Here is a 12,466-nt window from a genome sequence, read left to right on the forward strand (position 1 = left end):
TTATTGTAACTTGTTTACCTTAAAAACCCTAACGTTATGTCCCAAAAGAAAATACTCTTCCTTACCGGCGATTATGCAGAAGATTATGAAACCATGGTACCGTTCCAGATGCTGCTGATGGTAGGCCACCAGGTGCATGCCGTATGCCCCGGCAAGGTAGCCGGCGACAAAGTGATCACCGCTATCCATGATTTTGAAGGCGACCAGACCTACAGCGAAAAACGGGGCCATTATTTTGTGCTGAACGCGTCTTTTGCGGATATTAACCCGGCAGATTACGACGCCCTGGTGATTGCCGGCGGCCGCGCCCCGGAATACCTGCGGATGGACAGGAAGGTAATAGACCTGGTAAAATACTTTGTAAATAACAATAAACCCCTGGCGGCCATTTGCCATGCCATCCAGATCCTGACGGTGGCGGATGTGGTACGGGGCAAAAAACTGACCGCCTACCCGGCCGTAGGCCCGGAAGTGACCATTGCCGGCGGACACTACCAGGCAGTGAACATAGACGAAGCGGTAACGGACGGCCTGCTGGTAACAGCGCCCGCCTGGCCGGCACACCCGCAATGGATAGCGGCTTTTCTGAAAGTGCTGGGCACGAAGATAGAATTGTAACCGGGGCAGGGTCATATATCAGAAACCCCCATACCTTACCGGGTTGGTGGTCTGTAGCCGTAATTTTTAATCGGTAACCCAATGATTTTTAGCCTTTTACTCCGTATTCAAATAATCCTTTCTCCCCTATTTCTTAATTTTGGCAGCAATGCTTACCTTTGCAGCCAAATTGAATAATTCCTAAACTACTATGTCCGGACAGCTTAAAGAAGTTCGTAACCGTATAAAATCAGTACAATCCAGCCAGCAGATCACCAAGGCGATGAAAATGGTGAGCGCCGCCAAGTTAAGGCGTGCGCAGGATGCCATTCTCCTGATGCGTCCTTATGCGCTCAAACTCCAGGAAATGCTGCAAAACATTGTTTCCAATACGGAGGGCGATATAGATATGTCCCTGGCTGCCCAAAGGCCCATAGAAAAAGTACTGGTGGTAGTGATCACTTCTGACCGCGGGCTGTGCGGCGCATACAACTCTAACCTTATTAAGCTCACCAAACAGCTGATCCGCGAGAAATACGCAGAGCAGTTTGCACAGGGGCATGTAGATATTATGCCGATCGGTAAAAAGGGCTGGGAGCACTTTGTAAAGAACGGTTATAAAGTAAATGACGAATACTGGCACCTGTTTGCCAACCTTAATTTTGAGCACGTAAAAGAGGCCGCTGCGGTAGCCTTGAACGGCTTCATCAAAGGTACTTACGACGCTGTGGAGATCGTGTACAGCCAGTTCCGCAACGCCGCTACCCAGGTATTTGTAGCTGAGCCTTTCCTGCCCATAGCTAAAGTGGAAAACAAAGCAGACGGTCAGAAAAAGATAAAAGCCGATTACATCTTCGAACCGGAGAAGGAAACGCTGATCGCGGAGCTGATGCCCAAGATCCTGAACACCCAATTCTTTAAGGCCATCCTGGACGCCCACGCTTCTGAGTATGGCGCCCGTATGACGGCAATGGATAAAGCCAGTGAGAACGCCAATGAGTTGCTGCGCAACCTGAAGCTTTCTTACAACCGTGCCCGTCAGGCCGCTATCACTACCGAACTGACAGAGATTGTGAGTGGCGCTGCCGCACTGGCAGGCTAATGTGAAGGTTATTCACAATAAATCAACAGCAGAAAATTCTTATTTCTTCAAGAACGTCAAAGACTGTAACTTTCGGTCCTTGACGTTTTTTTTGTGCGTCACAAACACATCACCATGGAAATCTCTCAGATCATACCGCACGTAGAGTCCTTAATATTCGCTTCAGACAGGCCCTTGCCTATGCTGGAAATAGTGGATATGCTCAATAATGCGCTGGCCTTCCTGGAAGACCGCGCCACATTGGACCAGATAGAGACCGCCGTGGAAGCCATCCGCGAAAAATACCACTCAGAGTTCTATGCTTTTGAAGTGCGCGAAAGCGGTGGCGGATACCAGTTCCTGACCAAAAAAGATTATTACCAGACCGTGGCCCAGCTGAACGGGGAAAAGTTCCTGAAACGCCTTTCCACCGCTGCGCTGGAAACCCTGGCCATCATCGCTTATAAACAACCTATCTCCAAAGGGGAAATAGAACATATACGCGGCGTAAGCTCTGATTACTCTATCCAGAAACTGCTGGAAAAAGAGCTGATCGTGATCTCCGGCCGTAGTGAAGACCTGCCCGGCAAACCGCTGCTGTACTCCACTTCCAAAGCCTTTATGGATTATTTTGGACTGAACGGACCAGCTGATCTGCCCAAACTGCGCGAAGTGTTTGATGAAGAAACGGTGATACAGCCTACGCTGATCAACGATGAGCATTTTACGCATACCAATAATGGCAGCCTGGTAGTATCCGAAACCGGGGAACTGGTAGAGGACTCGTTCATCCCTACGGTGACGATCATCGATGAAACGGCCTCCACTACAGCAGATGCGGTAGAAGAAGTACCTGCTCCGGAAGATGAAACACCGGAAACAGACGCTACAACAGCAGCAACAGATGCGGATGCAACCGCTGATGCGGAAGATGAATCTGCGATTGCAGAAACCACTGCTGAAGAGCAGCCGGATGAAACCACTGCTACACCAGATATTGAAGCCGCCGCTCCTATAGATGAGGATGAAGACGATGAAGACGAAGAAGAAGACGATTTTGATGAGGATTTTGAGGAGTTTGACGGCGAGGGTGAAGATGAGGATGAAGAAGACGACGAAGAGGATGAGGATGAGGACGAAGAGGAAGGTGATGAAGATGGCGATGAGGAGGAAGAAGAAGAAGAGGATGATGAAGACGAAGACGATGAAGATTTAGACGACGAAGATGAGGAGGACGAAGAGGAAGATGAGGATGACGAGGATGAGGATTTCGAAGATGAAGATGAGGAAGACGATGACGAGAAAAAATAAACCTTTATATAGTAAAAGCGTCCCGCTGATAAACTCAGCGGGACGCTTTTTTTATTAATAGCTATCAGCCTAATTGCTGTACCACCGCTGCAAATATGTTACTTAAATGCTGGTCTGCCTTACCGGCTACCGCAATGATCTCTTCAATAGATACCGGGTGCAGGTTATCAGGATCACATTCATCCGTGATCACAGATACGGCTGCGCAGGGCAGTTGTACCTGGTTCGCTACGATCACTTCCGGCACGGTGCTCATACCTACCATATCCGCGCCTATCATCCGCAGGAAACGGTATTCCGCCCTGGTTTCCAGGTTAGGGCCCATTACGGACACATATACGCCTTTTTTAAGCGGGCGGCCGCTGGCCTCCGCTGTCTGCTGCAATAAGGCGCTCAGCTCCTTATCGTAGGGGCAGCTCATATCCGGGAAACGAGGGCCAAATGCCGGGGCATTTAAGCCCCTTAGCGGGCTTTCCGGCTGCAGGCTGATATGATCATCCAGCAGCACCAGGTCGCCTTTTTTAAAGGCCGGGTTCATGCCGCCGGCAGCATTGCTCAGCAACAGCCGTTGTATGCCCAGGGCTTTCATCACCCGTATGGGAAACGTGATCTGCTGCATCGTATATCCTTCGTAATAATGGAAACGCCCCTGCATGGCTATCACCTTTACATTGCCTATACGGCCGTAAATAAGCTGCCCTGTATGCGACTCCACCGTTGACTCCGGGAAATGCGGGATCTCGTGGTATGGGATGCTTTTTTCTACCTGGATATGCTGTACCAGCTCTCCCAGCCCGGTACCCAATACAATGCCTACACGGGCCTGGTCATAATTGAATTGCCGCAGGTAGGCGGCAGTAGCGTCGATCTGTTGTAATAGTGTGTCCATGTTGGAGGAAAGATATAGGATGCAAATGTAAAAACCAGGAGCAATGTTTGGAGCATTGCGTCCTGGTTTTGGAGAAATATAGGTAAATGGTTCCCTAGTAGCCGTCGTTCTGTCCCAGTTTGGGATTCAGCAACAGCTCATTTTCGGGTATGGGGTACAGTGCTTTCTGAGGAGTATAGGCCTTTTTTGCCAGCGAGTCCGCGCCCATTACCTGGGTAAGCTGGCCCCAGCGGATCAGGTCATAGCGGCGGTTGTATTCAAAAGCCATTTCATGGGTGCGCTCCTTACGTACAGAGTCGCGGAACTGCGCCTGTGTAAGCCCGCTTAAAGCAGGCAAACCGGCGCGGTCCCTTACGCGGTTAAGGGCGGCATAGGCATTGGCCGGCCCGGCAGCTTCGTTCTCTGCCTCGGCATAGGTGAGCAGCACATCTGCAAAACGCACCACCGGTACATTAAGGTTAGTGCGCAGGTTATTGTCCTTGAAATTGGAACGGCCGGCGTCTATCCATTTATTGATATAAGGTTTACCCGCGCTAAAGGCTGGGTAGTTCTTATTATCCATCGTGGTCAGGAAAGTGGCGGCTTTGCGTTTGTCCGTATCCGGAAATTCGTTCATAAATGCCACGGTAGTGCTCCAGTAATCCCAGCCCGATTCGGCGTTTACATTGGCGGGCCTGGACTGTACAGACATTACGGATACGCCGGTACCGGAGCTATAATACTGGATGGCGAAAATGCTCTCTTTGTTATTATTGTTGGCCACTTTCCAAAGCGCGCTAAAATCCGGCAGCAACTCGTAATGGCCTTCATCTATCACCATTTTGGCGTAGCTGGCGGCGGCGGCCCATTTGCTGTTATCCTTCAGCGGTTCGCCGGCCATGGTGGCGTATACTTTGGCCAGCAGGCCGCGGGCGCTGCCGCGGTCCGGGCGGCCGGGCAGGTTATCCGGCCAGGATACCGGCAGGCTGTCGCTGGCAAATTTCAGGTCTTCCTCTATGAGCTTATATACTTCGCCGATCTCTGAACGGGTAAGGTTGGCCGCCTGGTTAGGGTCCGTTATGGGCGCGGAGATCAAAGGCAGCTTACCGTAGTTGCGCACCAGGTTAAAATAGGCCAGGGCCCGTATAAAACGGCCGGCGCTGGTGTACCAGCTCTTTTTCTGTGCGGTGATCTGGGAGGCTACCGGCACTTTCGCGATCATGGTATTAGCGCCATCAATAATGCTGTAGCTGGTACCCCATAAGTTTACCAAGTATTCGTTATTGGGCAGCCAGGTATAGGCGTCAAAATCATACCGGCTACCGGTTGTGGCGTTAGAGTTTACCAGCTCGCCACTTACTTCCGCCAGGAAATAATAGGCGCGGTCGTAATAGTTCTGTCCGCGGAATTTGCCCAGCGTGCCGTCCAGCAGCAGCTCTGCATCTTTTTCCGTTTGGGGGAAATTATCCGGCGTAAGGAAGTCAAAATCATCGGTCTTTTCTTCCAGGAATTTGCTGCAGGAGGCGGCGCTCATCCATGCGGCTATAATGAATATATATGTGCAAATGTTTTTCATGATGTACAAGCTTTTTAGAAGGTTACATTCAATCCAACAGTGTAGGAGCGTACAGCGGGATAGCTGCCCAGATCATAGCCCCATAATAAGTTCTTGTTCTGCTGCTGGGTATCATCGGCGCGGGAGTTCACTTCCGGATCATAACCGGTGTATTTGGTAAAAGTGAGCAGGTTCTGCGCGCTGGCATATAAACGGATCTGCTGTATACCCCAACGGGTGGTAAGGCTGGCCGGCAGGGTGTAACCCAGCATCAGGTTCCTGAGGCGCAGGTAGGAGCCATCTTCAATAAAACGGCTGCTCATATCGCCGGTACCCTGGTCCAGCGCCTGTATGGTATTGCTGGTACCTTCTCCATGCCAGTAACCCAGTACGGTGCGGAAGGAGTTCTCATCATTACCGGTACGCTCCAGCTTAAAGCGGTTCAGGTTCAGGATATCATTACCGTAAGAGCCCTGGAAAAATATGCTCAGGTCAAAATTGCGGTAAGAGAAATCGTTGGTGAAACCGTAGGTGAATTTGGGCGTGGCGGAGCCTATCACGGTGCGGTCATCCGGGGTGATCTTATTATCGCCGGTGATATCTTTGTATTTTACCGTGCCCGGTTGTGCATTAGGCGCCGGCAGATCTGCCACCTCTTTGGCGTTCTGGTAGATGCCGTCAAAGACATAGCCGTAGAACTCCCCTATCTCGTGCCCGATACGCAGTACGCCGGTACGGTCAAAACCGCTGCCTAATGCGCCGGCGGAGCCGTTCAGGTAGATCTCTTCCAGATCGCCCAGTTCCAGTACTTTATTCTTATTAGCGCTGAAATTCACGTTGGTGTTCCAGGTAAAAGCGCCGGTAAGGTTGCGGGTATTGATCTCAAACTCCCAACCTTTATTCCGCATTTTACCAATATTACTGATAATGTTGGCGTATCCGGAATAAGACGCGATAGGTTTGTTGTACAGCAGGTTGGAGGTGGTTTTCTCGTAATAATCCACAGAGGCGCTGATCCTGTCCTTAAAGAGACTGATGTCCGCGCCGGCATCCAGCTGGCGGGTGGTTTCCCAGGTAAGGTTGGGATTGGCCATGGCATTATTGCTGGCGCCTACCAGCTCCGTATTGCCATAAGCGTAGGCATTGGTACCAAGGGTAATACGGGCCAGCGACTGGTAGCGGGAGATGGCCTGGCTGCCGGACTGGCCATAGCTTACGCGCAGCTTCAGGTTATTGATCACGGCGCTGTTACGCAGGAATTCCTCTTCACTTACGCGCCATGCCACTGCAGCAGAGGGGAAGTATGCCCATTTGTTGTTTTTGGCAAATTTGGAAGCGCCATCCGCACGGCCGGAGACCGTTAACAGGTACCTGTCTTTAAACGAATAATTGATCCTGCCCAGGAAAGAGGCCAGCGTATTTTGTCCGTTATCAGAGGTGATCACGGCCGTACTGGCAGCGCTGAGATCATTGTATTGCAGTACCTCTGTGGTCAGCTTACGGCCGGTAGCGTCAAACTTGTAGCTTTCTTCTGATTCTGCCGTAAAACCGCCTACTACGGTCAGCTGGTGCTCATTGAATCTTTTGCTGTAGGTGAGTGTATTCTCTATGATCCAGTGGTTGTATTTATCATCTGAGGCTTGTGCGTGGCCGGCGTTCAATGCTTCCATCAGCTTACCGGAAGTAAAGAACTTATCCAGGTTATCCTCATAATCATAGGAGAAGCTGGAACGGAAATTCAGGTCCTTCGTGATGGCATACGTACCAAACAGGCTGGTGACCAGGCGGGTGGAGTAGTATTTACGTTGCCGTTCATAGATCTGGGCCACCGGGTTTTCCAGCTGGCTGCCTGCATTACGCATTTTGCTATAGGCGCCCTCCGCATTATATACGGGAATGGAGGGATCAAATTTGGTGGCATTCTGTATAATATCGCCGCCTTCTGAGCCGCCCGCCCTGTTTTCTGAAGAGCGGTCCTCGCCTGTTTTTACTATGTACATATTGAGGCCTACATGCACTTTGCTGCTTACTTCATGATCCAGGTTCAGCCGGAGGGTAGCGCGGGTAAAGTCCGATTTTTCCACGATGCCGTTCTGTTTCATATATCCGCCGGATAACATAAAGCGCGTTTTTTCTGTGCCGCCCGAGAGGGAGAGCTCGTGGCTCATTTGCAGGCCGGAGCGGTATACGGCGTCCTGCCAGTCTGTGTTAACAGAAGGGTCTACGGTGCTCAGCACATCGCGCAGGGCGGTAGCACGGGGATCGTTCTTTTCTTCATACATATCAAGCAATGCGTGGCGCATTTGCATAAACTCCTGCGCATTCATCAGGTCCAGCTTTTTAGCCACCTGCTGAGTACTTACATAACTATTATAGGTGACTTTTGTTTTACCTGCCTTACCGCGTTTAGTGGTGATGATGATAACGCCGTTAGCGCCGCGGGAGCCGTAGATGGCGGTGGCGGAAGCGTCTTTCAGCACATCCATGGAGGCGATATCGCTGGGATTGATATCCTGGAAGCTTGCGCTTATGATCCCGTCTATCACCACCAGCGGGTCGTTGCTGCCGTTAATGGAGTTGCTGCCGCGGATGTTGATGCGCACGGAGCCGCCGGGCCGGCCGCTGTTATTAGACACTTGTACGCCGGGCAGCTTGCCTTGCAGCATCTGGTCCGCGCGGGTAACGGGCAGTTTGTTCAGCTCTGCGCCGCTAACGGAGGTAACAGCGCCGGTAAGGTCTTTACGTTTCTGCTGACCGTAGCCTACTACCACCACTTCTTCCAGCTTACGCTCATCTTCTTCCAACGTAATATTAATAGCGGAGCGGCCGTCCAGCGGCTCCTGGCGGGGCATATAGCCCATAAAGGAAAATGCCAGCGTGGCATTGTTGTCCGGTACATTCAGCTGATACTGTCCTTTGGCGTCTGTTTGGGTACCTATACTTTTGCCGCTAACGGATACGGTTACGCCCACTAAGGGAGCGCCATCTTTAGCGGCGGTGACAGTGCCCCTGATGGTAAGGGATTGGGCATGCACAAGAAAGGTTGGGCCCATCAGGAGGCAAAGCAATAGCCACCTGACCGGAAATGATAGCAGTTTCATAACGGTTCGTTTAACTTAAATGGTTGTGATGTGAAAGTCTGTAATCCTGTTTTTTTAGGCCTTTTAGTTTTGATTGACGTGGTATACTACATGCTTGCTACAATATCACGCAAACGTTTGCGTAAATTTTCCGGGATAAAACTAAGTATTTTTATTAATTCTGCAATCGTTTGCATAAAATGTTTTTTGGGAAAGCCTGCATCTCAACCCATTGGAAATCCCATGGGAACGGATGTGTTTTCCGCTCATCACATTTTTCGTACAATTGGTTGTCTATTTTCCAACCATTTCCTATTTTGGAAAACATTTTGCAGCCTGTACAGCACGGGTAATGGTTAACCAGGAAACTGCGTAGAAGCCACTTTGAGGAACTTTGCTAAAAAACAGATAAATACACGGGATGAAAAAGATTCTATTAATATGCAGCAGCTTACTGCTGTTACATGGCGTTACAAACGCCGGTACAGGCGACAGAAAAGGACAATGGCAACCGCTTTTTAACGGTAAAGACCTGAAAGGCTGGAAGCAACTGGGGGGAAAGGCACAATACAGTGTGCAGAACAATGAGATAGTGGGTACTACGGTACTGGAAACGCCCAACTCCTTCCTGGCCACAGAAAAAGTATACGGCAATTTTATACTGGAACTGGAATTTAAGCTGGATAAGGAATTCAACTCCGGCATACAGTTCCGCAGCCAAAGCCGGGCCGACTATCAGAATGGCCGGGTATTTGGATATCAAATGGAGATAGACCCGTCTGACCGGAAATGGAGCGGCGGTATCTATGAGGAAGGGCGCCGCGGCTGGCAGTACCCGATGGAGCTGAACCCGCAGGGCCAGAACGCTTTTAAGAAAGCAGACTGGAATACCTACCGGATAGAATGCAGGGGCTCAGAGATACGCACTTTTGTAAATGGGGTACCTACCGCCCACCTGGTGGATACCGCCCTGCCAAAAGGTTTTATTGCACTGCAGGTACACAGCATTGGCAAAAAATCAGAAGATGCAGGTAAGAGCATCCACTGGCGTAATATACGTATCATAGAAGACCCGGCTGCCGGCCAGTATGCGCCATATGATAATATCTATGTCGTAGACAATGTGCCGAACGACCTGTCTGCCCAGCAGAAAAAGAACGGATTTCAGCTGTTATGGGATGGCAAGACCAACAAAGGCTGGAGAGGCGTTTATAAAAAGGACTTCCCCACCAAAGGCTGGACGCTGAATGACGGTACCATCACCATTCACCACTCCAACGGCCATGAAGAGGGCTCTGGCGGTGATATCGTGACAGACAAGGAATACGGCGCTTTTGAGCTGGAATTTGAGTTCAAGTTGACAGAAGGCGCCAACAGCGGATTGAAATATTTTGTTAGCGAAACATATAAAACTGACGGTAAATCAGCCATTGGCCTGGAATACCAGGTACTGGACGATGAACGTCACCCGGACGCCAAGCTGGGCCGTGATGGAGACCGCACCTTGTCCTCCCTGTACGACCTTATGCCCCGGAAACAAATAAAACAAGCACTCAAACCGATTGGAGAATGGAATAAAGGGCGTATTATTGTGTTCCGAAATAACCATGTGGAGCATTGGCTGAATGGTTTTAAGGTGTTGGAGTATGAACGTGGCTCACAGGAGTTCAAAGACCTGGTGGCCATCAGTAAATATAAAAACTGGAATAATTTCGGACTTTGGCCGGAGGGACATCTCCTGTTACAGGATCATGGTAATGAAGTTTCCTTCCGCAGTCTTCGTATAAAGACATTGTGAGACAGCCCTGCTGATCTCATGCATTAAAGAGTTTTCATTGTTCACTGTTCTATATAAAACATTCCGATTCTTCGGAGTGTTTTTTTATTTTTAGCTATAGCCATTCCTGTGTGCATACATGCATGGCTATGCCCTCACCAAACTACATTCCATGCAAACAACCAGATCTTACTGCTTATTAACGATCAGCGCAGCCTTGTTATGCGCCTGCGGTACCCGCCAGGAACAACAGGGCAGCAGCGCCGCCGCGGCGGATTCCCTGCATCATATCGTAGACCGCTATTATGATGAAAAGATGCAGCTGTTCCCTATTGAAGCTACATTTAACGGAGAGCATCAATACGACGGCACGTTGAATATTGATATCAGCCAGTCCTTCCGCCAGCACGAAGACAGCGTTGAAACCCGCTACCTGCAGCAGCTGCAGGGCGTAGATACCGCTGCGTTAACGCCTAATGACCGCATCAGCTATGATATGCTGTACCGCGAGCTGAGCATGGCCAAAGAAGGCTTACAGTTCCATGATGACCTGATGCCTATACATCAGTTCTGGGGCCTTACGCTTACACTGGCGCAACTGGGCTCCGGCACCAGCGCTCAACCATTCAAAACAGCGGATGATTACCATAAGTTCATGCAGCGCATGAAAAGTTTTGCCGCATGGGCAGATACCGCTATCGCCAATATGCGCAAAGGCATGGCTACCGGCTATGTGCTGCCTAAAGCGCTGGTGGTAAAAGTGATCCCGCAATTGAAAGATCTGTCCAAAAAAGATACCGGCAACATCTTTTACAGTCCGCTGAAAACTATGCCCGCCGGCACAGATACCGCGCTGCAAACCGCTTACCGCCAGACCATAGAACAGGATGTGTTGCCCGCCTATGACCGGCTGCGCACTTTCATGGAAAAGGAGTACCTGCCCAAAGCCCGCACCACCAGCGGTATTGGCGGCGTACCGGATGGCAAGGCCTATTATGCCTACCTCATAAAATACTGGACCACCACCAACAGCACGCCGGAAGAAATCTTTAATACCGGTCAGCAGGAGGTAGCCCGTATACGCAAAGAGATGGAGGAGGTAAAGAACAGCACCGGCTTTAAAGGCGATCTGCCTGCCTTCTTTGAGTTTGTGCGGAACGACCCGCAGTTTAAGATCTTTAAAACACCCGCCCAGGTACTGGATTCCTTTAAGGCCATTGAGAACAAGATCATGCCGGGCGTAAAACGGATCTACGGCCATTTGCCAAAAACAGGGTTTGAGATCCGGCAAACAGAGGCTTTCCGCGCCGCATCCGCCAGTGCGGAATATATACAGGGCAGCGCAGACGGCAGCCGTCCGGGCGCATTCTATGTGCCCATCCTGGACGCCAAAAAGTTCAGTTATGTAGGCATGGAATCCCTGTTCCTGCATGAGGCCATTCCCGGTCACCATTTCCAGATCTCCCTGCAGCAGGAGAACGATTCCCTGCCTAAATTCCGCCGCTTTAGCTGGATAGGCGCCTATGGCGAAGGGTATGCGCTGTATTGCGAAAGCCTGGGTAAAGAGCTGGGTTTATATACCAATCCCTACATGTACTTTGGGCGGCTGAGCGATGAGATCCACCGCGCCATCCGCCTGGTGGTGGATGTAGGTATGCACGCCAAAGGCTGGAGCCGTGAAGAGGCGCTTAAATACATGCTGGATAATGAGCCTGCCTCAGAGGCGGAAGCCATTGCGGAAATAGAGCGTTATATGGCCATTCCGGGCCAGGCCCTCTCCTACAAGACCGGCGAGCTGAAGATCCGGGAGCTGCGCAAAAAGTATGAGCAGCAGCTGGGCAGTCAGTTCAGTCTGAAGGATTTTCATGATGAATTGCTCAGGGATGGTTGCGTACCGCTGAGCGTGCTGGAGCAAAAAATGAAGCGGAAATTTGAGAAATAAAGCCAATAACACAAAAGGGTAATGGAATTTGATCCGTTACCCTTTTGTTTTTATCTAAAGCAGCCTGTTTCGTATATATTACAATTTTAACAATGCATTGTTTTGTTCCCAATTTCACTTCATATCTGTGAGCGAACTGTTAAAATTAATGCCCATCAATCTCAACATTAACAATTTAATCATCTCCATTTACGAAAAGATACTTAAATTTATATAACTATACAGGGATCAGATAACAGGGAACACCCAGGTCAA

The 12,466-nt window shown here is 50.2% G+C and carries 8 protein-coding genes; 5 read left to right on the forward strand and 3 right to left on the reverse strand.

The window, feature by feature from the left end:
* The first annotated feature begins 36 nt into the window (after positions 1-36).
* The 3 genes from F0L74_RS32355 to scpB all read left to right on the forward strand — a co-directional run bounded on the left by F0L74_RS32355 (position 37) and on the right by scpB (position 2,989).
* On the forward strand, positions 37-618 hold the full coding sequence (locus tag F0L74_RS32355) for a DJ-1/PfpI family protein (RefSeq protein WP_149842007.1): 582 nt from the start codon (positions 37-39) through the stop codon (positions 616-618).
* Between the two features lie 190 nt (positions 619-808).
* A complete protein-coding gene (atpG, locus tag F0L74_RS32360; RefSeq protein ID WP_149842008.1) occupies positions 809-1,699 on the forward strand; it encodes an ATP synthase F1 subunit gamma in 891 nt (296 codons plus the stop codon).
* Positions 1,700-1,813: 114 nt separating this feature from the next.
* On the forward strand, positions 1,814-2,989 hold the full coding sequence (scpB, locus tag F0L74_RS32365) for an SMC-Scp complex subunit ScpB (protein WP_149842009.1): 1,176 nt from the start codon (positions 1,814-1,816) through the stop codon (positions 2,987-2,989).
* A 64-nt stretch (positions 2,990-3,053) separates the two neighbouring features.
* Here the strand turns inward: scpB and F0L74_RS32370 are convergent, their stop codons facing one another.
* The 3 genes from F0L74_RS32370 to F0L74_RS32380 all read right to left on the reverse strand — a co-directional run bounded on the left by F0L74_RS32370 (position 3,054) and on the right by F0L74_RS32380 (position 8,513).
* Positions 3,054-3,878 carry a purine-nucleoside phosphorylase gene (locus F0L74_RS32370; protein WP_149842010.1) on the reverse strand — a complete coding sequence of 275 codons (825 nt, stop codon included), beginning with the start codon at positions 3,876-3,878 and terminating at the stop codon, positions 3,054-3,056.
* 94 nt (positions 3,879-3,972) lie between these two features.
* Entirely contained in the window at positions 3,973-5,433 is a 1,461-nt protein-coding gene (locus F0L74_RS32375; protein WP_149842011.1) for a RagB/SusD family nutrient uptake outer membrane protein, read from the reverse strand.
* Between the two features lie 14 nt (positions 5,434-5,447).
* Positions 5,448-8,513 (reverse strand): SusC/RagA family TonB-linked outer membrane protein, encoded by a 3,066-nt coding sequence (locus tag F0L74_RS32380; RefSeq protein WP_149842012.1) that lies wholly within the window; start codon positions 8,511-8,513, stop codon positions 5,448-5,450.
* Between the two features lie 400 nt (positions 8,514-8,913).
* Here F0L74_RS32380 and F0L74_RS32385 point away from each other — a divergent pair, with 400 nt between their 5' ends.
* Both F0L74_RS32385 and F0L74_RS32390 read left to right on the forward strand, forming a co-directional pair.
* Complete coding sequence (locus F0L74_RS32385; RefSeq protein WP_149842013.1) at positions 8,914-10,290, forward strand: 3-keto-disaccharide hydrolase; 1,377 nt, start codon at positions 8,914-8,916, stop codon at positions 10,288-10,290.
* A 151-nt stretch (positions 10,291-10,441) separates the two neighbouring features.
* Positions 10,442-12,211: a DUF885 domain-containing protein gene (locus tag F0L74_RS32390; protein ID WP_149842014.1), complete on the forward strand. Its 1,770-nt coding sequence runs from the start codon at positions 10,442-10,444 to the stop codon at positions 12,209-12,211.
* Positions 12,212-12,466: the final 255 nt, after the last annotated feature.

The organism is Chitinophaga agrisoli, assembly GCF_008386695.1.
GTDB classification, from domain to species: Bacteria; Bacteroidota; Bacteroidia; order Chitinophagales; family Chitinophagaceae; genus Chitinophaga; species Chitinophaga agrisoli.

Excerpts from the sequence above, each read along its gene's own strand:
- F0L74_RS32380 (WP_149842012.1), bottom strand. The coding sequence starts at position 8,513 with ATGAAACTGCTATCATTTCCGGTCAGGTGGCTATTGCTTTGCCTCCTG.
- F0L74_RS32370 (WP_149842010.1), bottom strand. The coding sequence starts at position 3,878 with ATGGACACACTATTACAACAGATCGACGCTACTGCCGCCTACCTGCGG.
- F0L74_RS32375 (WP_149842011.1), bottom strand. The coding sequence starts at position 5,433 with ATGAAAAACATTTGCACATATATATTCATTATAGCCGCATGGATGAGC.
- F0L74_RS32355 (WP_149842007.1), top strand. The coding sequence starts at position 37 with ATGTCCCAAAAGAAAATACTCTTCCTTACCGGCGATTATGCAGAAGAT.
- F0L74_RS32390 (WP_149842014.1), top strand. The coding sequence starts at position 10,442 with ATGCAAACAACCAGATCTTACTGCTTATTAACGATCAGCGCAGCCTTG.
- scpB (WP_149842009.1), top strand. The coding sequence starts at position 1,814 with ATGGAAATCTCTCAGATCATACCGCACGTAGAGTCCTTAATATTCGCT.
- atpG (WP_149842008.1), top strand. The coding sequence starts at position 809 with ATGTCCGGACAGCTTAAAGAAGTTCGTAACCGTATAAAATCAGTACAA.
- F0L74_RS32385 (WP_149842013.1), top strand. The coding sequence starts at position 8,914 with ATGAAAAAGATTCTATTAATATGCAGCAGCTTACTGCTGTTACATGGC.